The sequence below is a fragment of the Pseudomonas sp. UV AK001 genome (genome assembly GCF_046097675.1).
Classification (GTDB): Bacteria; Pseudomonadota; Gammaproteobacteria; order Pseudomonadales; family Pseudomonadaceae; genus Aquipseudomonas; species Aquipseudomonas kribbensis.
Map to the genome: position 1 here is coordinate 153,722 of NZ_JBJUVZ010000004.1, position 24,592 is coordinate 178,313.

26 protein-coding genes are annotated in these 24,592 nt (G+C 62.0%); 9 read left to right on the forward strand and 17 right to left on the reverse strand.

Annotated elements, in window-relative coordinates:
* The first annotated feature begins 42 nt into the window (after positions 1-42).
* Entirely contained in the window at positions 43-1,050 is a 1,008-nt protein-coding gene (locus ACKLNA_RS14190; protein ID WP_408986203.1) for a DUF481 domain-containing protein, read from the forward strand.
* A gap of 120 nt (positions 1,051-1,170) precedes the next feature.
* Here ACKLNA_RS14190 and ACKLNA_RS14195 read toward each other — a convergent pair whose 3' ends face one another.
* On the reverse strand, positions 1,171-1,380 hold the full coding sequence (locus ACKLNA_RS14195; protein WP_002554837.1) for a cold-shock protein: 210 nt from the start codon (positions 1,378-1,380) through the stop codon (positions 1,171-1,173).
* 354 nt (positions 1,381-1,734) lie between these two features.
* Here ACKLNA_RS14195 and dcd point away from each other — a divergent pair, with 354 nt between their 5' ends.
* Entirely contained in the window at positions 1,735-2,301 is a 567-nt protein-coding gene (gene dcd, locus ACKLNA_RS14200; RefSeq protein ID WP_007954988.1) for a dCTP deaminase, read from the forward strand.
* 106 nt (positions 2,302-2,407) lie between these two features.
* Positions 2,408-2,617 carry a hypothetical protein gene (locus ACKLNA_RS14205; protein ID WP_065259270.1) on the forward strand — a complete coding sequence of 70 codons (210 nt, stop codon included), beginning with the start codon at positions 2,408-2,410 and terminating at the stop codon, positions 2,615-2,617.
* Between the two features lie 39 nt (positions 2,618-2,656).
* Here ACKLNA_RS14205 and pdeM read toward each other — a convergent pair whose 3' ends face one another.
* The 11 genes from pdeM to ACKLNA_RS14260 all read right to left on the reverse strand — a co-directional run bounded on the left by pdeM (position 2,657) and on the right by ACKLNA_RS14260 (position 16,374).
* Positions 2,657-3,313 (reverse strand): ligase-associated DNA damage response endonuclease PdeM, encoded by a 657-nt coding sequence (pdeM, locus tag ACKLNA_RS14210; protein ID WP_408986204.1) that lies wholly within the window; start codon positions 3,311-3,313, stop codon positions 2,657-2,659.
* Positions 3,313-5,799 carry a ligase-associated DNA damage response DEXH box helicase gene (locus tag ACKLNA_RS14215; RefSeq protein WP_408986205.1) on the reverse strand — a complete coding sequence of 829 codons (2,487 nt, stop codon included), beginning with the start codon at positions 5,797-5,799 and terminating at the stop codon, positions 3,313-3,315. The genes pdeM and ACKLNA_RS14215 overlap by 1 nt, the downstream gene beginning before the upstream one ends.
* A 59-nt stretch (positions 5,800-5,858) precedes the next feature.
* A complete protein-coding gene (locus ACKLNA_RS14220; RefSeq protein ID WP_408986206.1) occupies positions 5,859-6,623 on the reverse strand; it encodes an ABC transporter ATP-binding protein in 765 nt (254 codons plus the stop codon).
* 13 nt (positions 6,624-6,636) lie between these two features.
* Entirely contained in the window at positions 6,637-7,755 is a 1,119-nt protein-coding gene (locus ACKLNA_RS14225) for a succinylglutamate desuccinylase/aspartoacylase family protein (RefSeq protein WP_408986207.1), read from the reverse strand.
* Between the two features lie 12 nt (positions 7,756-7,767).
* On the reverse strand, positions 7,768-8,478 hold the full coding sequence (locus ACKLNA_RS14230; RefSeq protein WP_115076788.1) for an ABC transporter permease: 711 nt from the start codon (positions 8,476-8,478) through the stop codon (positions 7,768-7,770).
* Positions 8,475-9,203 (reverse strand): ABC transporter permease, encoded by a 729-nt coding sequence (locus tag ACKLNA_RS14235; protein ID WP_102686593.1) that lies wholly within the window; start codon positions 9,201-9,203, stop codon positions 8,475-8,477. Before ACKLNA_RS14235 ends, ACKLNA_RS14230 begins: the two co-directional genes overlap by 4 nt.
* 56 nt (positions 9,204-9,259) lie before the next feature.
* Positions 9,260-10,042: a transporter substrate-binding domain-containing protein gene (locus tag ACKLNA_RS14240; protein WP_085683295.1), complete on the reverse strand. Its 783-nt coding sequence runs from the start codon at positions 10,040-10,042 to the stop codon at positions 9,260-9,262.
* A gap of 250 nt (positions 10,043-10,292) precedes the next feature.
* Positions 10,293-11,978: an ATP-dependent DNA ligase gene (locus ACKLNA_RS14245; RefSeq protein WP_408986208.1), complete on the reverse strand. Its 1,686-nt coding sequence runs from the start codon at positions 11,976-11,978 to the stop codon at positions 10,293-10,295.
* Complete coding sequence (locus ACKLNA_RS14250; protein WP_408986209.1) at positions 11,975-13,009, reverse strand: ligase-associated DNA damage response exonuclease; 1,035 nt, start codon at positions 13,007-13,009, stop codon at positions 11,975-11,977. The genes ACKLNA_RS14245 and ACKLNA_RS14250 overlap by 4 nt, the downstream gene beginning before the upstream one ends.
* 125 nt (positions 13,010-13,134) lie before the next feature.
* The gene (locus ACKLNA_RS14255; RefSeq protein ID WP_408986210.1) at positions 13,135-15,585 is read right to left on the reverse strand and encodes a penicillin acylase family protein; all 2,451 of its coding nucleotides are present in this window, start codon (positions 15,583-15,585) and stop codon (positions 13,135-13,137) included.
* 144 nt (positions 15,586-15,729) lie between these two features.
* Complete coding sequence (locus ACKLNA_RS14260; RefSeq protein WP_119427228.1) at positions 15,730-16,374, reverse strand: glutathione binding-like protein; 645 nt, start codon at positions 16,372-16,374, stop codon at positions 15,730-15,732.
* 139 nt (positions 16,375-16,513) lie between these two features.
* Here ACKLNA_RS14260 and ACKLNA_RS14265 point away from each other — a divergent pair, with 139 nt between their 5' ends.
* Complete coding sequence (locus ACKLNA_RS14265; protein ID WP_408986211.1) at positions 16,514-17,071, forward strand: cysteine hydrolase family protein; 558 nt, start codon at positions 16,514-16,516, stop codon at positions 17,069-17,071.
* Between the two features lie 78 nt (positions 17,072-17,149).
* Here the strand turns inward: ACKLNA_RS14265 and ACKLNA_RS14270 are convergent, their stop codons facing one another.
* Genes ACKLNA_RS14270 through ACKLNA_RS14285 form a run of 4 tightly spaced genes read right to left on the reverse strand, consistent with a single transcriptional unit; the run spans position 17,150 to position 18,864 of the window.
* Positions 17,150-17,353: an SEC-C metal-binding domain-containing protein gene (locus ACKLNA_RS14270; protein ID WP_003198420.1), complete on the reverse strand. Its 204-nt coding sequence runs from the start codon at positions 17,351-17,353 to the stop codon at positions 17,150-17,152.
* A 5-nt stretch (positions 17,354-17,358) separates the two neighbouring features.
* The gene (locus tag ACKLNA_RS14275) at positions 17,359-17,844 is read right to left on the reverse strand and encodes an LEA type 2 family protein (RefSeq protein WP_085712931.1); all 486 of its coding nucleotides are present in this window, start codon (positions 17,842-17,844) and stop codon (positions 17,359-17,361) included.
* Positions 17,845-17,885: 41 nt separating this feature from the next.
* On the reverse strand, positions 17,886-18,362 hold the full coding sequence (locus tag ACKLNA_RS14280) for a YchJ family protein (RefSeq protein ID WP_085712932.1): 477 nt from the start codon (positions 18,360-18,362) through the stop codon (positions 17,886-17,888).
* Between the two features lie 4 nt (positions 18,363-18,366).
* Positions 18,367-18,864 carry a DUF6231 family protein gene (locus ACKLNA_RS14285; protein WP_065261926.1) on the reverse strand — a complete coding sequence of 166 codons (498 nt, stop codon included), beginning with the start codon at positions 18,862-18,864 and terminating at the stop codon, positions 18,367-18,369.
* A gap of 199 nt (positions 18,865-19,063) precedes the next feature.
* Here ACKLNA_RS14285 and ACKLNA_RS14290 point away from each other — a divergent pair, with 199 nt between their 5' ends.
* From ACKLNA_RS14290 to ACKLNA_RS14305, 4 genes are all read left to right on the forward strand, one after another.
* Entirely contained in the window at positions 19,064-19,759 is a 696-nt protein-coding gene (locus ACKLNA_RS14290) for an OmpA family protein (protein WP_085712933.1), read from the forward strand.
* A gap of 88 nt (positions 19,760-19,847) precedes the next feature.
* Positions 19,848-20,570 carry an OmpA family protein gene (locus tag ACKLNA_RS14295; protein ID WP_408986212.1) on the forward strand — a complete coding sequence of 241 codons (723 nt, stop codon included), beginning with the start codon at positions 19,848-19,850 and terminating at the stop codon, positions 20,568-20,570.
* A gap of 163 nt (positions 20,571-20,733) precedes the next feature.
* Complete coding sequence (locus tag ACKLNA_RS14300; protein ID WP_114881704.1) at positions 20,734-21,012, forward strand: DUF1145 domain-containing protein; 279 nt, start codon at positions 20,734-20,736, stop codon at positions 21,010-21,012.
* Positions 21,005-21,763 (forward strand): collagen-like protein, encoded by a 759-nt coding sequence (locus tag ACKLNA_RS14305; protein ID WP_408986213.1) that lies wholly within the window; start codon positions 21,005-21,007, stop codon positions 21,761-21,763. Before ACKLNA_RS14300 ends, ACKLNA_RS14305 begins: the two co-directional genes overlap by 8 nt.
* Positions 21,764-21,853: 90 nt before the next feature.
* On the opposite strand, the gene ACKLNA_RS14310 is transcribed toward ACKLNA_RS14305, so the two are convergent.
* On the reverse strand, positions 21,854-22,318 hold the full coding sequence (locus ACKLNA_RS14310; protein ID WP_408986214.1) for a CopD family protein: 465 nt from the start codon (positions 22,316-22,318) through the stop codon (positions 21,854-21,856).
* Positions 22,319-22,417: 99 nt separating this feature from the next.
* Between ACKLNA_RS14310 and dinG the strand changes: the two genes are divergently transcribed.
* Positions 22,418-24,562 (forward strand): ATP-dependent DNA helicase DinG, encoded by a 2,145-nt coding sequence (dinG, locus tag ACKLNA_RS14315; RefSeq protein ID WP_408986215.1) that lies wholly within the window; start codon positions 22,418-22,420, stop codon positions 24,560-24,562.
* Positions 24,563-24,592 lie beyond the last annotated feature (30 nt).

A 24,592-nucleotide genomic window follows, 5' to 3' on the forward strand; every position in this document is an offset into this window, starting at 1 on the left:
TGCCGACCCTTTTTTTCGCAAACCCGAGCCCCCGATTCGCTTATGTTGTCCAGAACCCTGTTGTGCCTTGCTGTCTTCAGTGCGTCCACGCCCTTGCTTGCCGATACCGTCTGGTTGAAGAACGGAGACAAGCTGAGCGGCAAAATCACCCTGTTCGATGGCGGCAAGTTGCTGGTCCAGACCCAGTACGCCGGCGCGGTCACCATCGACTGGAAACAGGTGAAGACGCTGGAAAGCGATCAGGAACTGCTGGTCAAGCAGGACGCCTACAGCGGCGAGAAAGCCAAGTCGCTGACCGCCGCCGACGATGGCAAGGTTACCCTGGCCAACGGCGAGGCACCGAAAACCGTCGAACTGGCGAGCATCCAGCAGATTCTCAAGCCCAAGCCGGTGGTCGAGGATCTGGTCTGGAAGGGCAATGTCGATCTGGCCCTGGATTATCAGCGTGCCGAAAAAGACACCAATGACTACGACGTCGGCTTCAAGACTTCGGCGCGCCATGGCCGTTGGCGTCATACCGCCGAGGGCGAGTACAACCGTGAAGTCCAGGATGAGGTGGTGACCACCAACAACTGGCGCGCCGAATATGCACTGGACCGCTTCCTGACCGACAAGTGGTTCTGGCAGGGACGGTTGAACTACAAGCGCGATTACGTCGAAGAGCTGTCGCGCCAGCGGGTGGTCGGTACCGGTCCGGGCTATCAGTTCTGGGATGACGAGCTTGGCGCCTTCTCCCTCGGCTCGCTGCTCAACCGCACCGATTACGAGTACAGCGACGGCGGCACGGACAACTTCTATTCCGTCGCCATGAAATGGGACTACAACCGCTACCTGATCGGCAAGAAAGTGCAGTTCTTCACCACTGGCGAGATTGGCAAGCCGCTGTCGGACGTTGCCAACTATGCCCTGGATTCGGAAGTGGGCCTGCGCTACAAGGTGACGGACTGGGCCTCGCTCAATCTCAAGGCCGAGCGTGACATCATCAGTGGCACCAAGGATGCGGATCTGAACAAGACCCGCTACACCGCCGGGTTTGGCGTGGCCTGGTAACGCCGCACACAAAAAAAACGCTGCCTTTGTCGGGCTGCGTTTTTTTTGCCTGTACAAAACAGGCACCCACAAAAAAGCCCCGCTTTTAAGGGCGGGGCTTCTTAGCTGGGAAGCTACAAGTTAGATAACTTGTACTTCTTCAGCTTGCATGCCTTTCTGACCGCGGGTAGCGATGAAAGAAACCTGTTGGCCTTCTTTCAGGCTTTTGAAGCCGTCGGACTGGATAGCTTTGAAGTGAACGAACAGGTCGTCACCGGATTGTGGAGTGATGAAGCCGAAGCCTTTTTCATCGTTGAACCACTTAACGGTACCGGTTTGGCGATTAGACATGGTGTAACTCCTTGAACAAAGATAACTGCGACTCAGGAAGAACCCTGGCCGAGACTGAGTGCAAAGAGCAGGAAAAATTCTTGTAGATGGTTGGATCGAAATTCAACATATCGTGTAGAGATTCTCAGTGACACAAGCAGCACAGTGGCGCCACCTTAACCCTTTTTCCGGAACGTGCCAATGCTTCTTGCGAAGGTTTCTCCTTTTTAGGGATCGGCGGTGTGACGGTTCGTCGCGAAGCCGCGTATTTCCTGCATGTTCGGCGAGATTTGCACCCTGGACTTTGAACCCGGCGGCGCGCCCGGTAAGATGCCGGACAGATTTTTTCCACCTCGCTATTCAGGACACCCCGCCATGAGCATCAAATCGGACAAGTGGATTCGCCGCATGGCGCAGGAACACGGCATGATCGAGCCGTTCGTCGAGCGCCAGGTACGTGGCAGCGACGACAGCCGGGTGATCTCCTACGGTGTGTCGAGCTACGGCTACGATGTGCGTTGCACCAACCACTTCAAGGTGTTCACCAACATCAATTCGGCCATCGTCGATCCGAAGAACTTCGACGCCGGCAGCTTCGTCGATGTCCACAGTGACGTCTGCATCATCCCGCCGAACTCCTTCGCCCTGGCCACGACCGTTGAATACTTCCGTATTCCACGCAACGTGCTGACCATCTGCCTGGGCAAAAGCACCTACGCCCGTTGCGGCATCATCGTCAACGTCACTCCGCTCGAGCCCGAGTGGGAAGGCCAGGTGACCCTGGAGTTCTCCAACACCACCAACCTGCCGGCGAAGATCTACGCCAACGAAGGTGTGGCGCAGATGCTGTTCCTGGAGTCCGACGAGGAATGCGAAGTCTCCTACAAGGACCGTGCCGGCAAGTACCAGGGCCAGCGTGGCGTGACCCTGCCGCGGACCTGAGCCGTCCATCCGGCAGTTACCGGGAATTCTTCGGCGGGTAGACACTCTATGGGGTGTACTGCCCGTTTCGCGAACAGCGGGACGGGCCTTCGCCGAGGAGTGCTCCATGAAGATCGATCCGCAAATCACTGCCGAACTGGCAAGGCTCGAGCCCAATCAGGTTGGCGTATTGGCCTGGTCGTTGCTGGCACACCCGCCCGTCACCCTGGCTGGCGGAATTCCTCACCAGCCCGATCCCGACACCCCCAACGAAGAACCGACCGAGCCCGGCGAACCAACGTTGCCGGACAAACCGCCACCTGCGCCCGTCGCGTGATTGAATGTATGGCCCGTCGGCTGAATCCTGAACAGGACTTCATCCGACGGGCCATATTTCGTTGTCGCCAATGACAAAGATCCGACAGCTGTCTTCCTTCTCCACCGGATAACCGCCGGTGAAGGCGCCGAAGGCCGGCAGCAGGCTGATGCGCTCTCCCAGTCTGAAACACGCCAGCCGCAGACGCTGACGCCCCTTGCCGTTCAATCGATAAACCGGATGCACGTGCCCGGCGAGGACGTGGCGTTCAGGGTGCGGATCGGGTTCGTGCTGCAAGGCGAAGGGCCCGAGCAGCAAGGGCTCCGGCACCACCCGAATATTCAGCGCCTGCGGCGGATCACCGGCACGTTTATCGTGATTGCCACGAATCAGCGTGATCGGCAGATCCGCATGACGCGCCCGCCATTGCGCCAATGCCAGCAGGGTGCCAGGGGCGTGGGAGCCGGGGCCATGCAAAAAATCACCGAGGAAGATCAGTTGCCGACACGGCAGTTTCGCCAGCAACTGTTCGATCACCGCAATGTTACTCGCCGTGGTGCCCTGCGGTACCGGTTGCCCCAGGCGCCGGTAAGCGGCAGCCTTGCCAAAATGCACATCAGCAATCAGCAGTGCCTGTTGCGCCGGCCAGTACAGTGCCTTTTCCGGCAACAGCCAGAGTTCTTCGCCCGCCAGACGCACAGGGTAGGGCGCGCCCATCAGGATTGGCCCTTGTCGGCGGTTTTCTCCAGATCGCCGACCATGCGCCGGATGCGATCGGCGAGTTTTTCCGAACTCAGGCTTTCGCGCATGCGTTCGACCAGCAACGGAAACCCGAGCGGTGTCGGGCGTTTGATCAGGTGCATGTCCAGTTTCATCCGGTTGATTCGCTCCAGCGTCTGTTCCAGTCGACGAATATCCAGTTCTTCCCGTAGGACTTCTTCCCCGGCCTGCGCCAGCAACAGATTGTCGGCGTCGTATTGCTTGAACACTTCGAAGAACAGCCCGCTGGAGGCCTGTACCTGTCGGGTGCTTTTTGGCGCGCCGGGGTAACCGGCGAACACCAGGCCGGCGATCCGCGCGATTTCCCGAAACCTGCGCAGCGCCAGCTCGCCCGCGTTGAGACTGGCCAGCACGTCTCTCAATAAACTTTCGGGACTGAGCAGGGCGCCATTCAGTTGCACAGACCAGTCAACGGGCGTGGCACTGAGCAATTCCAGTCCGTAATCATTGACCGCAATCGAGAAGGTCACTGGCAGGCGCTGGCTGACCCGCCACGCCAGCAGACTGGCCAGCCCCAGATGCACCTGACGTCCGGCAAACGGATATAGGAAAAGGTGCCAGCCTTCGCGGGACTTCAACACTTCGGCCAGCAGGCTGTCGGCCGTCGGCAAACCCGACCAGCGCATCTGCGTTTCCAGCAACGGTCGCAAGGCCTGCATTTCCGGGCCGGCAAACTCACCGTGTGCCGCCGCGCCGAACCGGGTGACTACCGCTTCGGCCAGTTCGCTGGACAGCGGCATGCGCCCGCCATTCCAGCGCGGCACGGCGGCTTTTTTCGCGGTGCTGCGTTTGACGTAGGCGGTCATGTTTTCCACCCGCACCAGTTCCAGCAAGCGTCCGGCGAACAGGAAACCATCACCGGGTTTGAGGCGGGCGATGAAGCCTTCCTCGACGCTGCCCAGTTGCTTGCCGCCTCCGCCCTTGCTCCAGAATTTCAAATGGATAGAGGCGTCGCTGACGATGGTGCCGATGCTCATCCGGTGCCGCCGGGCCAGGCGCGCGTCCGGCACTCGCCAGATTCCGTGCTCATCCGGCTCGACCCGGCGGTAATCCGGGTAAGCCGTCAGCGATATCCCGCCATGGCGTACGAATGCCAGCGCCCAGGCCCATTCCGCCAGCGTCAGGTCGCGATAAGCCCAGGCTCCCCGGACTTCTTCGTACAAGTCCTCGGGTAAAAAGCCACCGCCCAATGCAATGCTGACCAGATGCTGCACCAGCACATCCAGCGGCTTGTGGGGCGACAGACGCGGTTCGATCCGTCGCTGCGCCACCGCATCGCGGGCGGCAGCGGCTTCGATCAGTTCCAGACTGTGGGTTGGCACCAGGGTCACCCGCGAAGTTCGACCGGGCGCATGGCCTGAACGTCCGGCACGCTGCATCAGGCGCGCCACGCCTTTGGCCGAACCGATTTGCAGCACCCGCTCCACGGGCAGAAAGTCCACCCCCAGATCGAGACTTGAAGTGCAAACCACCGCTTTGAGCTGGCCATTCTTCAACGCCTGCTCAACCCACTCCCGGGTTTCGCGGGACAGCGAGCTGTGGTGCAAGGCAATCAGACCGGCCCAGTCCGGCCGTGCTTCCAGCAAGGCCTGATACCAGATTTCCGATTGCGCCCGGGTGTTGGTGAACACCAGGCTGCTGGCGCACACGTCCAGTTCGGCGACCACCTGCGGCAACATCTTCAGACCGATATGCCCGGCCCAGGGAAAACGCTCGATCTGCGGTGGGAGCAGAGTATCGACACGCAGCGTTTTTTCGCTTTGACCCTGGACACTCACGCCACCGCCCTGTGGGATCAACACTTGTTCGGCGTGGGATTGATTGCCAAGCGTCGCGGAAACACCCCAGACGATCAGTCCCGGATGCCAGCGCCGCAGGCGGGCGAGGGCCAGTTGCAATTGCACGCCGCGTTTGTTGCCGAGCAGTTCGTGCCATTCATCGACCACGACCATGCGCAAGGTCGACAGCGCCGTTTGTGCGTCGGCACGGGCGAGCATCAGGGTCAGGCTTTCCGGAGTGGTGATCAGCGCGGTCGGCAGGCGCCGGTTCTGCCGGGCGCGCTCGCTGCTGCCGGTGTCGCCGGTGCGCAGGCCGACGCTCCAGGGAATGTGCAGATCGTCCAGCGGCGTTTGCAGGGCACGCGCGGTGTCGGCGGCCAGCGCCCGCATCGGCGTGATCCACAAGACGGTCAGCGGTTCGGCAGGCGGCGGGCGTTTGCGGGGGGGCTCACCAGCAGGCCCGGAGCGGGAAAATCGATTGAGCGCGGCAAACCACACCGCGTAGGTTTTACCGGCACCGGTGCTGGCGTGCAGCAGTCCGGATTCGCCACGTTTGACTGCCGCCCACACTTGTTTCTGAAAGGCGAACGGCTTCCAGTCGCGGGCGCTGAACCAGTGTTTGGCGAAGTCGGTGGAAGTGCCCATGCCGGCGACGTGTGCTCTGAAGGTGTTCCTTCAGTGACCGCGCCGGCCGGGCAATAGTTTTACTTGAGATTGCCACTGAGGAATTGCTTCAGGCGTTCGCTTTTCGGATTGCCCAGCACTTCTTCGGGCGCGCCTTCTTCTTCCACCAGCCCCTGATGCAGGAACAGCACCTGGCTCGAGACCTTGCGCGCAAAACTCATTTCGTGGGTGACCATGATCATGGTCCGGCCTTCTTCGGCCAGGCCCTGGATCACCTTGAGCACTTCGCCGACCAGTTCCGGGTCGAGCGCCGAGGTCGGTTCGTCGAACAGCATGACTTCCGGCTCCATGGCCAGGGCCCGGGCAATGGCCACCCGTTGTTGCTGGCCACCGGAAAGAAACGCCGGGTACTGATCGGCGACCCGGGCCGGCAGGCCGACCTTGTCCAGATAACGCCGGGCGCGATCATCGGCTTCGGCCTTGCTGCAACCCAGCACCCGGCGCGGGGCCATGGTGATGTTTTCCAGCACGGTCATGTGGCTCCACAGGTTGAAATGCTGGAACACCATGGCGAGGCGGGTGCGCAGGCGTTGCAGTTCCTCGGCGTCGGCGACGTGCATGCCGTGGCGGTCGGTGACCATGCGGATCGCCTGGCCGTCGAGGCTCATCGCGCCGTCGTTGGGTTGTTCGAGGAAGTTGATGCAGCGCAAAAAGGTGCTTTTGCCCGAGCCGCTGGCGCCGATCAGGCTGATCACGTCACCGGTTTTGGCTTTGAGCGAAACGCCTTTGAGCACCTGATGGTCGCCATAGCTTTTGTGCAGGCCTTCTACGGTCAGTTTGTACATGGGACAGGCATCCTCAAGGCGAAAGTAAGTAGCCGCTGCGATAGGCTTCGGCGCCCGCGACGTGGGCGATCACCATGCCGGCCGTGGCCATGCGCCGCAGCGAGCGGGCATAGAGCAGACCGGAAGCGGTGCAATGGACAGGCGTGACCCGATCGTTGATCGGGTCGATGATTTCGGCGATTTGCTGCCCGGCTTCCAGGTGCTGCCCGGGCGTGGCGGTGTACACCAGCAGGCCGCCGACCGGAGTGGTCACCGGCTCGACACCCGCCAGCGGCGTGGCCGGCAGCGGCAGCTCCGGCAGCGGTTTCGAGGCGCCTGCGATGGCTCCGAAGTGAGTCAGGTAATCGAGCAGCGCCTGGCAGTCACGACTGGCCACCGGATGGCTGACGTCGCCCTGGCCGCGCAGCTCGACCGTCACCGAAAAACTGCCGAGGGGGATCTCGAAGTGCTCGCCGAAGCGTTCCTTCAATTGCCACCACAACAGGGTGAAGCATTCGTCGAACGATTGGCCTCCGGAGTCGGTGGCCAGCAGGCTCGCCTGCGATTCGATGTAGCGCGCCAGCGGCTCGACCTGCGGCCAGGCCTCGGGCGTGGTGTAGAGATGAACCACGGATTCGAAGTCGCAGTGCAGGTCCAAAACCATGTCCGCGTCACAGGCCAGCCGTTGCAGGGTCAGGCGCTGGGATTGCAGCTGAGTCGTGGCGGTATGGCGGGCGAGGGCGCTGCGCAGGCTGGTGCGGATCAGTTCGAGGTTGCGCTGCGGGTCGTCGCACAGTTGCGATTCGATTTCGTTGCCGATCTCTTCGCTGAGGTCGACGAACCAGCGGTTGAAATTCTGCCCGCTCTCCAGTTCGTAGCGGCCCAGCGGCACGTCCATCAGCACTTGTTCGAGGCCGACCGGGTTGGCCACCGGCACCAGCACGATTTCGCTGATCAGGCGGCCGGCGGCTTCCAGCTCCGCCAGGCGCTGCTTGAGGTGCCAGGCCACGAGCATGCCGGGCAGTTCGTCGGCATGCAGCGAGGACTGGATGTAGATCTTGCCTTGGGCCTTGTCCGGGCCGAAGTGAAAGCTGTGGATCTGTCGTGCGGTCCCCGGCAGCGGGGCCAGCAGGTCGTGTATCTGGTGGCGCATCTCAAAAGGGTCCTAGTGGGTCGGGCCAAGGAAGGCCAGCCATCGGCGTTCGGCAAGGCGGAACAGGCCGACCAGCGCAAAGGTGATGGTCAGGTAGATCAGCGCGGCGATGCCGAACGACTGGAAGGTCAGGAAGGTCGCCGAGTTGGCGTCCCGCGCGACTTTCAGGATGTCGGGGATGGTCGCGGTGAAGGCCACGGTGGTCGAGTGCAGCATCAGGATCACTTCGTTGCTGTAGTACGGCAACGAACGGCGCAGCGCCGACGGCATGATCACGTAGGCATACAGCTTCCAGCCGGTCAGCCCGTAGGCCTTGGCCGCTTCGACTTCGCCGTGGTTCATGCTGCGAATGGCCCCGGCGAAAATCTCCGTGGTGTAGGCGCAGGTGTTCAGGGCGAAGGCCAGGATCGTGCAGTTCATCGCATCGCGGAAGAAACTGTCGAGCACCGGTTGCGCGCGCACGGCGGCCAGGCTGTAGATCCCGGTGTAGCAGATCAGCAACTGGATATAGAGCGGCGTGCCACGGAACAGGTAGGTGTAGAACTGCACCGGCCAGCGAATGTAGAAGTGCGAGGAAACGCGAGCGATCGACAGCGGAATCGACACGATGAAACCGAAGAAGATCGAGGCGCTGAGCAGCCACATGGTCATCGCAAGGCCGGTGATGTTCTGGCCGTCGGTATAAAGGAAGGCTTTCCAGTATTCCTGCAGGAGTTCGATCATCGTACGGCCTCCCGGGCACCGGCGGCGTAGCGGCGTTCGAGCCAGCGCAGGATGAAGTTCGAGGCACTGGTGATCAGCAGGTAGATCAACGCGGCGAGGACCAGGAAGTAGAACAGTTGATAGGTACTTTTACCGGCGTCCTGCGCAGCCTTGACCAGATCGGCCAGGCCGATGATCGAAACCAGCGCGGTAGCCTTGAGCATCACCATCCAGTTGTTGCCGATGCCCGGCAGGGCGAAGCGCATCATTTGCGGGAACACCACGAAACGAAAGCGCTGGCCGCGCTTGAGGCCATAGGCGGTGGCGGCTTCGACCTGACCGCGCGGCACGGCGAGAATCGCCCCGCGGAAGGTTTCAGTGAAATACGCGCCATAAATGAAGCCCAGGGTCAGGACCCCGGCGCTGAACGGGTCGATTTCGATGTATTCCCATTCCATGTAATCAGTGAGCGTCGTCAGCCAGGTTTGCAGGCTGTAGAAGATCAGCAGCATCAGCACCAGGTCCGGCACTCCGCGAATCAGCGTGGTGTAGAGCTGGGCGGGCAGGCGCAGCAGTTTGACTTTTGACAGCTTGGCACTGGCGCCGAGCAGGCCGAGCAACACGGCCACCAGCAGCGACAACGCCGACAATTTGATGGTCATCCAGGTGCCTTCCAACAGCAAAGGGCCAAAACCCTTGAGGCTGAAGGCGGAGAGCCCCAGATTTTGTAAGAGGTTTTCGAACATAAATCAGCAACCTGACTGAATGAAAAAGGCGCCCATCGAGGATGGGCGCCGGGGCATTATTTGCCGCTGTACAGATTCAGATCGCCAAAGTGTTTCTTTTGAATCTCGGCGTATTTGCCATCATCGTGTAACGCTTTGATACCTTTATCCAAAAGCGCTTTCAGCTCGGTGTTACCTTTCTTAATACCGACAGCGGTCTTGGCTGGCAGCAAGTGGTTGTCGACCGGCTCGCTGACGGCATAGTCGGCGCCCTGTGGCGACTTCAGAAAGCCCAGTTCGGCCTGCAACATGTCCTGAATGCCCGCATCGAGACGGCCGGAAGTCAGGTCGGAATACACCTGGTCCTGGTTCTGATAGGCCTGGGTTTTCACGCCGGCCTTGTCCAGCACGGCTTTGGCATAGGCTTCCTGGATAGTGCCTTGCTCGTAGCCTACGGTTTTGCCTTTCAGCGAGGCGACGTCGTTGGTGATGCCCGAACCTTTTTTCGACACGTACGCAGTCGGGCCGGAGAACAGCTCGCTGGAGAAATCGATGACTTTTTCGCGGGCTTCGGTAACGGTCATCGACGAGATCACACCGTCGAATTTATTGGCCTTGAGGCCCGGAATCATGCCGTCGAAGTCACTCTCGACCCATTTGCACTTGACCTTCAGCTCGGCGCAGATCGCGTTGCCCAGATCGATGTCAAAGCCCACCAGGCTGCCGTCGGCCGCTTTCGACTCGAACGGTGCGTAGGAAGGATCGACGCCAAAACGCAGCTCTTTGTATTCCTTGGCCAGCGCGGAGCCGGCGGCCATGCACAACGCCAGTGCAGAAAGGGTCAGCAATGCTTTTTTCATTATTCAATCCCTAAGAACCAATATGAGCGCTTGTGGCGCAGAATTATTGTTACTGGAACGCTTACGACTTATAGAAAGTAGCAATTTCCGAACCAGAGTCCCGAACAAGTGTTTTAAAAGGTGTAGGAAGGGAGGGCGCAGCGGGAGGAATGCCCGAAAACGGGCATGGAAAATCTGGTGCACTGTTTATGAGCATGATCGTTCCCACGCCCTGCGTGGGAACGATCAGAGTGAGCATCGGAAGTAGGGATCAGACCAGCAGATTCTGCAAGGTCGCCAGGTTGTCGGCTTCTTCCACGGTCTTGTCCTGGCGCCAGCGCAGCATGCGCGGGAAGCGCACGGCGATGCCGCTCTTGTGTCGGCGCGACAGGGCGATGCCTTCGAAACCCAGTTCGAACACCAGGCTCGGTGTCACGCTGCTGACCGGGCCGAATTTTTCCACGGTGGTCTTGCGCACGATGCTGTCGACCTCGCGCATTTCCTCGTCGGTCAGGCCGGAATAGGCCTTGGCGAATGGCACCAGGGCGCGGGCGCTGGAACCGGGCGGCCCGTCCCACACCGCAAACGTGTAATCGCTGTACAGACTGGCGCGCCGGCCATGGCCGCGCTGGGCATAAATCAGCACGGCGTCAACACTGAACGGGTCGACCTTCCATTTCCACCACACGCCCATGTCCTTGGTGCGCCCGACACCGTACATCGCATCGCGGGCCTTGAGCATCATGCCTTCGACCCCCAGTCGCCGGGAGGCTTCGCGCTGACGGGCGAGGTCGAACCAGTCGCTGCCGGTCAGCACCGGGGAGGGCAGCAGCACCGGGTTGTTGCACCGGGCGATGACCTGTTCCAGTTGTTCGCGCCGTTTGATCTGCGGCTGGTTGCGCCAGTCTTCGCCCTGCCATTCCAAAAGATCGTAGGCGAGGACCACCACCGGTACGTCTTCAAGGATCTTCCTGTCCAGGGTCTTGCGACCGATCCGTTGCTGAAGCAGGGCGAAAGGTTGCACCGCCGGTGGCGCCGTCGAGTCCGGATCAAAGGCTTCGGTATCAGTCCGGGTGTTTTTCCAGACCACGATTTCGCCGTCGATCACCGTGCCGTCAGGCAAGCCTTCAACCAGCGAGTCCAGTTCGGGAAAGCGTTCGGTCACCAGTTCCTCGCCCCGGGACCAGATCCACAATCGCCCGTCACGCTTGACCACCTGCGCGCGGATGCCGTCCCACTTCCACTCCACCTGCCAGTTGCTGGCCGGGCCGAGCAAGTCTTCGAACTGCTCGACCGGTTGCGACAGACCGTGGGCGAGAAAGAACGGATACGGCTGGCCGCCACGCTGGGCGTGTTCGTCGCTGGACTCCGGGGCGATGAGTTTCAGGTAACTGGCGGCGTCCGGCCGGTTGGACAAGTCGGTGTAACCGACCAGCCGTTGTGCCACACGTTTGCTGTCCAGCCCGGCCATCGAGGCCAGGGCACGGGTCACCAGCAACTTGGAGACACCGACGCGGAAGCTGCCGGTGATCAGTTTGATGCACAGCATCAGGCTCGGCCGGTCCAGTTGCGCCCACAGCGCTGGCAACTGACGAGCGAGGTATTCCGGGGTTTCACCGCGAAGCGGCAGCAGTTTGTGCTCGATCCATTCGGCGAGGCCGGCTTCGGACGTGTGCGGGTTTTCCGGCAGGACCAGCGAGATGGTTTCTGCCAGATCGCCGACCGCTTGATAGCTTTCCTCGAACAGCCATGGCGTGAGTCCGGACACTTCGACGGCGAGTTCGCGCAGGATCCGTACCGGCACCAGTTGTCGTGGTCGCCCGCCGGACAGAAAGTACACCGCCCACGCGGCATCTTGCGGTTCCGCCTGGGCGAAGTAGGCCTGCATGGCTGCGAGTTTCGCGTTGCTGGAGGTGGTGGCGTCGAGTTCGGCGTACAACCCGGCGAAGTCTTTCATGGTTGCACCTCGGCAACGGTGGGTTCGACGGCGAGGTTTTCCTGTTCATCATCGCCGTATTCGGTGTTGAAGCCTTGGGCATCCAGGCCTTTTTCTCGCAGGTGGCGGACCAGCACGCCGATCGATCCGTGTGTGACCATCACCCGTTCGGCACCGGTCTGTTCGATGGCCCACAGCAGGCCGGGCCAGTCGGCGTGATCGGAAAGCACGAAACCGCGATCCACGCCGCGCCGCCGACGGGTGCCACGCAAGCGCATCCAGCCGCTGGCGAAGCTGTCGCTGTAGTCGCCGAAACGCCGCATCCAGCTGCTGCCGCCGGCCGAAGGCGGGGCGATGACCAGCGCCTGACGCATCAGCGGATCGTTTTTCTTCACGTCGCCGGCGTAGATCGTCGGCGGCAGATACACGCCGGCCTCGCGGTAGACCCGGTTCAGCGGTTCCACCGCGCCGTGGCTGAGGATCGGGCCGAGGGTTTCGTCGATACCGTGGAGGATGCGCTGGGCCTTGCCGAAGGAATAGCAGAACAGCACGCTGGTTTTGCCGGCCTCGATATTGGCCTGCCACCACTGATTGATCTCGCCAAACACCTGCGCCTGTGGCTGCCAGCGGTAGATCGGCAGGCCGAAGGTCGATTCGGTGATGAAGGTGTGGCAGCGCACCGGTTCGAACGGCGCGCAGGTACCGTCGGGTTCGATCTTGTAGTCGCCGGAAGCGACCCAGACTTCACCGCCGTATTCCAGCCGCACCTGAGCCGAGCCCAGAACGTGTCCGGCAGGATGAAAACTCAAGGTGACACCGTGGTGGGTCAGGCGCCGGCCGTACTCAAGTGATTGCAGGTTGATGTCCTGACCCAGACGCGCACGCAGAATGCCTTCGCCGGCGCTGGCCGCCAGATAGTGCGCGTTGCCGGTGCGGGCGTGATCGCCGTGGGCATGGGTGATCACCGCGCGCTCGACCGGGCGCCACGGATCGATGTAGAAGTCCCCGGCGGGGCAGTACAAGCCTTCGGGGCGGGCGATAACAAGGTCCATGGCGTTACCGGAATGGAGGGACTTGTTAGCTATGAGGTTTGGGCGAAGTCAGAAGTTCGATTGATTTTGCGGGTCATTGCAAAACCCGTGTGGGAGCCGGGCTGGCTCCCACACGGGGATCGCATTTACTTGCCTGGAGTCAGCGTCAACCGCGTCTTCCCATACACCCGCTCAAAGTTCTGCGGCTGCATCGGCAAACCGATGTACTGGCCCTTGAGCCAAGGATCGATCCCGTTGAGGTAGTTCGGACTGGCCGGGTTACCCGATTGCCCCGTGCCGTTCTGGCCCATCAGCGGTTCGCTTTGGCTGAAGTCGACGATAAAGCGCATCGACGGCGCCCGGGTGGTGTTGAAATCCTGACCCCAGGCAAACGCCGCCGTGTTCAGGGTAGTGTGGTCACCGCCCGCAGCGATCGGACCGCGAACGGTCTGGCCGTTGGCATTCTTCCATTCGTAGCGGTGCAGTTTGCCCCACTGCCAGGCTTTGCGGTCGCCACCCAGTTGACTGTCGCCGGCGCTGATCGCCGCCGCAAGGCTGCGCGCGAGGATGGTCGGTTTGTCTTCTTTTTGCGGCGTGCGGGCGTCGTCCCAGAACGGACTGTCCTCACGGCCCAGCAAGTGATCGGCCTGCGCCGAGTAGGACAAGTCGCCGTTGGCGATAAACGCTTTCCACGCCGGGCTGTTCTGCGGGCCGAGTTCATCGAGGAAGATCTGCTTCATGCTTTCCTGCAGGAACAACTCGTAGATCGCCGCGTCCGCCGAGGTCGGGCTGAGCTTGCCATCGAACGCCATCAAGCGGGTGTAGGCTTCGCGGGCCTTGCTGCGGTCGGCTTCCGGCAGGGCGTCGATCGCCTGTTTCAGCGGCTGCGCCATGCCCGGGGCTTCGAACATTTTCTTCAGCTTGGCGGCGAAGGTGGTGGTCTGGTCGTACTGCATGGCGATCATGCTGCGGCCGTCCTGTTTACCGCTGCCGGCCAGTTCCGCGAGGCGCTCGCCACGCTCCGGCGCGGCCCAGGAGTTGGACAACTGCATGCCGTAGCCGTGAGGAATGACCCGCTGGTTGGCGGTGCCGAGCCAGCCCTGCGCCGGATCCTGATCGTAGGGGTGCAGCATCGGGTCGGCGTAACCGTCCCAGTCGTAGCGACCGTCCCAGCCCGGCGACGGCAGCAGGCCTTCGCCTTCGCGGCGGTTCGGGAAACGCCCGGTGACCTGCCAGCCGATATTGCTGGCGTCGGCAAACACCAGGTTCAGCGCGATGGCGCGGATTTCCCGGCTGGCGTCCGAGGCGCGTTCAGCGGTTTGCGCGCGGCTCAGATCGAAAAACGCATCGAGGGATTTGTCGTCGGTGAAGCTTGGCGTCTGCAAGGCCAGACCGAAACCTGCGCCTTGAGCGGCGGCCTGAGCACTGTTGAGCAGCGCGCCGTGGCGGGTTTCGTACACTGCTTCACGAATCGGCCGCTGGCCTTTGACGAAATAGGTTTCGTTGCGCACGCCCAGCGGCTGCCATTTGCCGTTGACCTCGTAGGTCAGGCTGCTGCCCTGGCGTCGGATTTTTTCCAGGAACAGGTCCTGGTTGTCGCCGAAGACGCTGGTCGCGCTCCACGCCACTTTGCCGTTGAAACCACCGAGGACCATCGGCAGACCGGCCACGGTGACGCCGGCGGCCTGGTATTTCGGTGCGTGAATCTGCACGAAACTCCACAGCGACGGCGCGGCCAGCGGGCCATGACTGTCGCTGGCCAGCAGGCTCTTGCCGCTGCGGCTGCGTTGCGGGGCAATCGCCCAGTTGTTCGAAGTGCCGGCGCCGAGCAGGTTCATCGCCGCCAGTTGTTCGCTGGCGTTGCTCAGCTCGCTCAAACCGGGAATCTGCCCGTTGAGTTTGATGCCTTGCAGCTTGTCGGCTTCGGCCACCGGCAGGTTTTCGTCCGGGGCGGACGGGGTCAGCCAGGCGAGCTTGTCGTTGGTCACGGTCTGGGCCAGCACCAGCGAAGCGATTTCTTCTGGCAGGTTGGCCGACTGGCTGAAATTCAGCAGGCAGAAAATCAGCGCCGAATCTTCCGGTTTCCAGTATTCAGGCTTGTAGCCGCTGGAAGCCAGATCCCCCGGCAACTTGTCGGCGTAGCGGAACAGGTAGGCGTTGACGCCCCGGGCATAGACTTCGAAGAAGCGCTTGAGCCGTGGCGACGAGGCCTTGTACAGCTCGCCGGCGCTTTTTTTCAGGTTGACGGCGCGCATGTAGCGGTCGGCGTCGAGCATCGACGCACCGGACATTTCCGCCAGACGCCCCTGGGCCAGCAGGCGCAGGGTGACCATCTGATTGATGCGGTCGCTGGCGTGCACATAACCGAGGGCGAACAAGGCGTCGTGGAAGCTGTTGCTTTCGATCAGCGGCATGCCCATGGCATTGCGGCGTACCGAAACGTTTTGCGCCAGGCCCTTGAGCGGCTGTACACCGGAGGTCGGCGGGAGGGAGTCCTGAGCATTCCAGGTCTGGCAACCGGAGAGGCTCAAGACACCGGTCACTGCAGCGGCAACGCCGAACCGGGGAAGAAAATGTGAAAGGGCTGGCGAGGCCATGGCAAAGCTCCTGCGGGGGTGTAGAGGCTGGGGGCGCAATAAAGCCGCTACGTTAGTGAGCAGGAGGGGGCCGCGCAAGCGGGGCAAGCGGTTATTTCTGCCCGTTGATCGTTCCCGCGAACGGGAACGATCAGGCCGGGTGACTCAAGCCTTCGGCGGATTGATCTTCTGCACCAGCGCGTAGGCCTTCACGGTCGCCGGGCGATCCTTGATGTGGTTGAACCAGCGCAGCACGTTCGGGAAGTCTTCGAGGTTCTGGCTCTGCCATTTGTGCGAGACGATCCACGGGTAGATCGCCATGTCGGCGATGCTGTATTCGCTGCCGGCGACGAACTCATTGTTGGCCAGTTGTTTGTCCAGCACCCCGTACAGACGGGCGGTTTCATCGATGTAGCGCTTGATCGCGTAGGGGATTTTTTCCGGGGCGAACTGACTGAAGTGATGATTCTGCCCGGCCATCGGCCCCAGCCCGCCCATCTGCCAGAACAACCATTGCAGCGCCACCTGACGGCCACGCAGATCCTTGGGCAGGAACTTCCCGGTCTTTTCCGCGAGGTACAACAGAATCGCGCCGGACTCGAACAGCGACAACGGCTCGCCGCCATCGGCCGGCTCATGATCGACGATGGCCGGAATGCGGTTGTTCGGCGCGATCTTCAGGAAGTGCGGCTGGAACTGCTCGCCCTGGCTGATGTTGATCGGGTGCACGTTGTAGCGCAGGCCGGCTTCTTCGAGGAACAGGGAAATCTTGTGGCCGTTGGGCGTGGTCCAGTAATACAGGTCGATCATGGAAAGCTCCAAATCAGGAAGGGTACGGACAGCAAACGCCGGCTTCAGGTTGTCCTGTGTGCGTTCGATAGCTTGCTTAGTGACAGGAGGTGATGCTCAAGTACGGGAAATTCAATGACCGCGCGTGAGAAAAATCGCCATGGAGCTCAAGGCCAACGCTGCACTGATCATCATCGACCAGCAAAAAGGCATTCTGGAGCCGCGTCTGGGGCGGCGGAATAATCCGTTGGCCGAAGAGCGTATCCTCGATTTGCTGAACTTTTGGCGGCGCAGCGGGCGGCCGGTGATCCATGTGCAGCACTTGTCGCGCTCACCGGATTCGGTGTTCTGGCCCGAGCAGTCCGGGGTGGAATTTCAGGAAAGGTTCTTGCCGCAGGGCGGGGAGTGGCTGGTCCAGAAACAGGTGCCGGACGCGTTTTGTGCAACAAAGCTTGAAGTGAAGTTGCGTGAGGCCGGGATCGGGCAATTGGTCATCGTCGGCGTGGCAACGAACAATTCGGTAGAGTCCACGGCGCGCACGGCGGGCAACCTGGGGTTCGAGACGTGGGTGGCGGAGGATGCGTGCTTTACCTTCGACAAGGCCGATTATTTCGGCACGCCGCGTTCGGCTGAAGAGGTGCATGCCATGTCGCTGGGAAATCTGGATGGGGAGTATGCGACGGTGGTCGATACCGAGCAGGTTCTGGCAGCAGGCTGAAAGCTGCGGAGGAGGGTGCTATCGCGAGCTGGCCCGCGATAGCGATCTATCGGGCGAAACGAAAGTCCGCCCGAAACATCAAGCGCCGTGGCACTTCTTGAATTTCTTGCCGTTGCCGCACGGGCAAGGGTCGTTGCGGCCGACGTCTTTCAGGGCGTTGCGCACCGGTTCCTGGTGGGCGTGGCCGCAGTTCGGGCCGTGGACATGGCCATGGTCGTGATCATGGTGATGGTCATGATCGTGGTTGCAGTCTGGGCCATGGACATGAGGTTGCTGGGTCATCGGGGTCACTCCGTAATCAAATCGGCGGGGATTATCACGCCATTGCGCTCCAGGTGCACGTAGTGGGCGATGAATAAACCGGTTTCCATCTCGCCTTGCAGCCGGTAGGGAACCTGCTGGTGCGGATTCTTCAGCATTTTCACCACGTCCTTGACCTTCGGCCACAGGTTGGTGCGGATCGGCACCTTATAGAAAGCACTGCTTTTGGCGCCGACGGTGATCCAGTGCTCGTGCTCGCCCTCGGCCAGCAGCATGTCCGCCAGATGTACGCGGTACTCCAGGCCGCGCACGGTCAGCTCGCTGTCATTGGGATTGTCGATGCGAAAGTGCAGGATGAATTTCTGTTCGAGCAACTTGGCGCGCACCACTTCGACTTTCACCAGGTGCACGGCGGGGTCGAGGGTGTCGTCGGCGAACCATGAGGCACAGCCGCCGAGCCCCAGAAACAGCAGCAGCGTGAAGGCTTTGAATGTGTGCCATTGACCGACCATCGCAGAACTCCCTTTTGCGCCCAGTCTAGTCGCCACTCACCTCACGCGCCGAAATAGCCCGCGCAACACTTCTTGAACTTCTGCCCGCTGGCGCAAGGGCAGCTATCGTTGCGCCCGAGCTTGAGCTGCACGGTCGGGTCGATGAAGTACCAGCGCCCGCCGTTCTGTACGAACGAGGAGCGCTCGCGGTGACTGTGCTCACCCTGACTGTCGTGCCAGCGTGCGGTGAAGGTGACAAAGGCGTGTTCCGGCTGGCCGCCGAAGACTTCCGAGCTCTCGACGTTGAGGCCGAGCCAGGTGCTCGATGCGCTCCAGTTGCTGATCGACTGCCGATCGAGCCCGGCTTGCTGGGCGGGCAGGGTGGTCGCCACCAGATAATCGATCAGGCCCAGCACGTAGGCGCTGTAGCGCGAACGCATCAGGGCTTCGGCGCACGGAGCCGGATGGCCGGCGTGATAATGGCCGCAGCAGGCATCCAGCAGGTTGCCGCTGCCGCAGGGGCAAATGGCTGTACTCATTGCATTACCACCAGTATTTCCCGAAGTTTTCCGGATTGGCCCAGAACCGCGAGTTGAGCCAGTCGGGGACTTGTTTGTAGTCAAGCAGATCATAGGTGAACAGGGTCAGCACCTGTTCATCCCGGGCGAAGCGTTCGCTGGCCTGGAGGGCGAGCGAATAGAAATCGGTTTCCTGCCAGCCGCTGGCCGGCAGGTCGGCCAGCACGGCGATGCGGCTGGCGTTGAGGTTGCGAATCCCGCCGAGCAGATTCAGGCCATCGCGCTTGGGCAGATGCTCCAGGCAATCGACCACCAGCGCGAGGTCGAAACGCTGCGCGGCGAGGTCTGCGGGCAAGGCGCCGGGCGCGGCGTGAGCAACGCAAGTGTCCGGGTGCGCATCCTTGAAAGCGGCCAGCGCCGGAAATTCGCTGGCGCCGATCAGCAGCAGACGTGCCGGGGCGTAGCGGTCGAGCAGAGCGGCCAGTGCCTGCTGTGGCGTGCGGGAAGAAATCGCGACGTTCATCGAAGCTCCTCAATCAGATCGCCAAGACTAGCCTGCCCGAGCGTCGAGGCCTAGATCTCTGTTCTGCGGGTTTGCGGCAAATGCCTCGAAGTCCTGTGAACATGCTCGCAAACAGCAGTGGCCTATTGCTGGCGGAGATTAAAACTCCGGTCTTTACTCCCTGAATCGGTTCTAAGCCGATCCCTCAGGAGAAAACTAGATGAGCATAGTTCGGACAGCATTACCCTTGGTTCTGCTAACCAGTGTGTTGACTGGTTGCGCAGGTTTGCAGAAAACCGACTGGCCGACCTGTGCGGCAGTCGGCGGTGTCGTCGGTGCGGGTCTCGGCGCGACGGAAAGCTCTGCATGGGCAGGCTATGGCGCATTACTCGTTGGCGGTACGGCGGCAGCCTATTGCTGGGTGCACGGTGATGGCGATGAAGACGGCGACGGTGTGCCGGACAGTCGCGACAAGTGCCCGCACACGCCTCGCGGCACCAAGGTCGACGCAGACGGCTGCCCATTCCCGGCCCCTGCACCCGTGGTTGAAGAAGCTGTAGTGGTCAAGGAAGAAACCATCGTCATCCGCGATGTGCACTTCCAGTTCGACAAGGCCACCCTGACGCCTTCCGACAAGCTGGTTCTCGACAAGGTCGCCACGCGCCTGAAACAGGAATCGAGCACAGCGCGGCTGACCGTGACCGGTCATACCGACAGCGTGGGCAGTGATGCCTACAACAAGAAACTGTCGGATCGTCGCGCGCACTCGGTGGTGGAATACCTGATCCATGACGGTGTGCCACGTTCCAGCTTCGTTTCGGTGACCGGTGCCGGTGAAAGCCAGCCAGTGGCGGACAACAAAACCGCCGATGGCCGCGCGCTGAACCGTCGCACGGAAATCAAAATCGAGCGTTGACGCCCTCGCATCCGCGGCTTGTGCAGTCGCGGATGCGGGTCTTTACTCCTGTGTAACCGGTATGGGCCGGTGACACAGGAGCTTTCATATGAGTGTTCTCTCACGGTCCGTCTTACCGGTGCTGCTGGCAGGCAGCCTGTTGACCGGCTGCGCTACCCACAGCGATGGCACTGCCCCCCTCAATCAACGTACCTGGCCGATCTGCAGCGTCATTGGCGGACTGGTCGGCGGCGGTCTCGGCGCCATTGAAAACGGTGGCTGGGCCGCAGGCGGCGCGGCACTGGGGATCCTTACCGGCGGGCTGATCTGTTATGCCCAGGATGGCGACGAAGACGGCGATGGCGTGTTCGATCGCCGCGACCGTTGCCCTGACACCCCGGCCAACACCCCGGTCGACCATCGCGGCTGCCCGCTGCCGCAATACCCGGTCACCGAGAAACCGGCCGAACCGGTCCCGCAATCCGAAGTCATCACCCTGAGCGATGCCGGAAACGTGTTGTTCGCGTTCGACAAGTCCGACCTGACTCCGGCCGCGAAAAGCCAGCTCGATGCGCTGATGGACAAGTTGCGCAATGCCGACGTGGTGAGCATCAAGGTGATCGGCCACACCGACAGCAAGGGCACCGATGCCTACAACCAGGCTTTGTCGGAACGTCGCGCGAGCAGCGTGGCTGCCTATCTGTTGAGTCAGGGGCTGGCGCCGGAAAAACTCACCAGTGAAGGGCGTGGCGAGCGCGAACCGGTCGCCGACAACGAGACCGAAGAAGGGCGCGCGCAAAACCGCCGCGTGGAACTGCACATCAATCGCTAGGACTCTTCTGTAGTCCGCAGGCTAGAGCTGTCGGTCGACGATCATCGTCGAACCGGCAGCCATCCGACGAGTGCCCGGAACTTTTTTATTTGCCCCTCTGGCTTATCCCGTACGGAAGCCGTTACTGTGCGCCCAAAGAATAATTCGCAACACGGGGGAGCGTATGAAGGTGTTCTGTGGGCTGGGGCGATTGTTGACCCTGGTGTTCTGCTGCGTGGTACTGGCCAATCAGCTGGTGCCGTTTGTTCATCCGTTGCATCTGCTGGTCAATCTGGCTGGCGTCCTGCTGCTGGCCATCCACCTCCTTGAAGTGCTGCTGTGCAACGCCAGCCTCAAGGGGCGGCCGCACCCGTGGCGTGATCGTGGCCGTGTCCTGCTGTTCGGCGTTTTCCACCTGCAAACCATCCCGGCCCCGGCCGCTCCGGAGGCTTCCCATGCGTAAACTCTGCCTGCTCGCTGCATTCATCAGTCCACTGGCCTGCGCCCAGGTGGTCAGTGTCGAAGCCAACTCCCTGATGCGTCTGCCCAACACGGCCAGCACGCTGCAGCTGGAAAAACTGGTGGTCGCCGATTACGGCACCTTGCTGGTGCCCTCGAACGTAACCGAGCTGAGCGTCGGCGAACTGCAGCTGGGCCACGAAGCGCGCATTGCCATCGTGCCGGGCGAACAGGCGCTGGACATGAAAGTCATCCGCGCCCGGTTTGCCGACGGTAGCCGCATCACGGCCCACGGCGCACCGGGCACTTATGAAAAAGCGGCTCGCGCCGGGCGTAACCTGAACCTGCAATTCAAGGCGCTGGAGGCTCCACGGCTGATTGTCGATGCCCGTGGCGGCACCGGTGCACCGGGCTTTGTCGGGCTCGACGGGGCCAACGGTCAGGAACCGGGCTGCACATGGGGCCAGGCCGGGCACGGCTTCGACGGCAGTGACGGCAGCAACGGCCAGCCGGGTGCCCCGGGCGCGCTGGTGCGGCTGGAAGTGCCACGGGAGTTTCCGGTGGAGCTGATCAAGGTCGACGTGGCCGGTGGTGCCGGCGGGGTGGCGGGGCCAGGTGGCAAACCGGGCGCCGGTGGCAAGTCCAAGGGCTGCCTGGTGTATCGCGCCGATGGCGGCAAGAACGGCAAGCCGGGGGCTGACGGTCAGCCGGGGCCGGCCGGTGCGGCGGGTTCGGTGACGGTTCAGCGCCTGTAACCTTTCATCAGTTTGCTTCCGTGCCGTTGATCGTTCCCACGCAGAGCGTGGGGAACGATCAATAACCAAGCGGGAACGATCCGCACCCCATCAGAACGAAGGTCGTGCCGCCGCAATCGCCACCAGCAGCACGCCGACCAGCAAATTGATCCCCACCACCCGACGAATCCGCCCCAGTACCGCCGCACCCGCCGGCCAGTCCTTCGCTTGAACCGCCGTGCGCAGTTCCGGCAGCATCAGCCCCTGAACCCGGATGAACAGCGCGGTCATCACCACGTACAACCCCATCATCACCTGCACGTACTTCGGCGCGGTCTCAAAACCGATGTGCTGCAGATGCAACATGCCGACCCCGGTCACCGGCAGCAGAATTACCGCACCCCACACCCAGCGGAAAAAACCTTGAAACACTTCCACCCACAGGGTCAGCCGTCCGGGGCCGTCCAGAGCCTTTACAGCCGCGGGGCGCAGCACCATCCAGGCGAAAAACATGCCGCCGACCCACACCAGGGCGGCCACTACATGAAGGGGGTAAACGAGGCTAAAAGGTGTCATTGGGGTACTCCGATCTGCGCAGGATTGATTAGCGGGGTATGATAGCGGCCGATCCGAACCACTGAAAATTTATCCAGCGTTTTTTGCGCCCGACACTCAATGATCACCACTGAACTCAAAACCACGATCCAGGGCGCCTACTCGCGTTTTCTAGAGGCCAAGAGCCTCAAGCCGCGTTACGGCCAGCGCCTGATGATCGCTGAAGTCGCCAAGGTCCTCGGGGATATCGACACCGACGACGAAGGCCGGCGCAGTGGCGACCCCGCGATTGTCGCGGTGGAAGCCGGCACCGGTACCGGCAAGACAGTAGCCTACAGCCTGGCCGCGATCCCCACGGCGAAACTGGCCGGCAAGCGCCTGGTGATCGCCACCGCCACCGTCGCCCTGCAGGAGCAGATTGTCTACAAGGACCTGCCCGACCTGATGCGCAACAGCGGGCTGAACTTCAGCTTCGCCCTGGCCAAGGGCCGTGGCCGCTACATGTGCCTGTCCAAGCTCGACATGCTGCTGCAGGAAGGCCACGCGCAAACCGCCACGGCGCAGCTGTTCGAGGAAGAAGGCTTCAAGATCGAGGTCGACGAGGCCAGCCAGAAGCTGTTCACCAGCATGATCGAGAAGCTCGCCGGCAATAAATGGGACGGCGACCGCGACAGCTGGCCCAACGCGCTGGAGGACGCCGACTGGGCGCGCCTGACCACCGATCACAGCCAGTGCACCAACCGTCATTGCCCGAACTTCGGCCAGTGCGCCTTTTACAAGGCCCGCGAAGGCATGGGCAAGGTCGACGTGATCGTCACCAACCACGACATGGTGCTGGCCGACCTGGCGCTGGGCGGCGGGGCGGTACTGCCCGATCCGCGCGACACCATCTACGTGTTCGACGAAGGCCATCACCTGCCGGACAAGGCCATCGGCCACTTCGCCCATTACACGCGCCTGCGCTCCACCGCCGACTGGCTGGAAACCACCGCCAAGAACCTCACCAAACTGCTGGCCCAGCATCCGCTGCCGGGGGACCTCGGCAAACTGATCGAGCAGGTGCCGGAGCTGGCGCGGGAGATCAAGACCCAGCAGCAGTTCATGTTCACCGCCTGCGAACAGATCGCCGACTTCAAACCCGGCGAAGACGTCGAGGGCCGCGAGCGCCCGCGCCATCGTTTCATCGGCGGGGTGATTCCCGAGCACATGCGCGAGATGGGCATCGAACTGAAGAAAGGCTACTCACGTCTCAACGACCTGTTCACCCGTCTGACCGACCTGCTCAAGGAAGGCATGGACGGCGAGGTCAACATCGGCATCGCCAGCAACCAGGCCGAAGAATGGTATCCACTGTTCGGCAGCCTGTTGTCCCGTGCCTCCGGCAACTGGGAGCTGTGGACCGCGTTCACCGCCGAAGACCCGGAAGAGAGCCCGCCGATGGCCCGCTGGCTGACCCTGGCCGAAAGCGGTTCGCTGTTCGACATCGAGGTCAACGCCAGCCCGATTCTGGCCGCCGAAACCTTGCGTCGCAGTCTGTGGAACGTGGCCTATGGCTGTCTGGTGACCTCGGCGACATTGACCGCGCTCGGCACGTTCGACCGTTTCCGCATGCGTGCCGGGCTGCCGAAAAAAGCCGTCACCGCCGTGGTGCCGAGCCCGTTCCATCACGCCGATGCCGGTGTGTTGCGGGTGCCGGACCTGAAAGCCGATCCGCGTGATGCCGCCGCCCACACTGCCGCGATCATCCGCGATCTGCCGGAGCTGGTTGAAGGCTCGCGCGGCAGTCTGGTGCTGTTTTCGTCGCGCAAACAGATGCAGGACGTGTTCGACGGCCTCGACCGCGACTGGCGCAAGCAAGTGTTCATTCAAGGCAACCTGTCGAAACAGGAAACCCTGAACAAGCACAAGGCGCGGGTCGATGGCGGTGATTCCAGCGTGCTGTTCGGTCTGGCCAGTTTCGCCGAAGGGGTGGACTTGCCGGGGGCCTATTGCGAACACGTGGTGATCGCCAAGATTCCGTTCTCGGTGCCGGACGATCCGGTCGAGGCTGCGCTGTCGGAGTGGATCGAGGCCCGGGGCGGCAATCCGTTCATGGAAATCTCGGTGCCCGACGCCTCGCTGAAGCTGGTTCAGGCCTGTGGCCGTCTGCTGCGTACCGAGGAAGACCGCGGCACCATCACCTTGCTGGATCGGCGACTGGTCACCCAGCGCTACGGCAAGGCGATCCTCAATGCGTTGCCTCCTTTCCGTCGTGAAATATCCTGAGACATCGGTGGGCAGTTTTGCCCGCCGCGT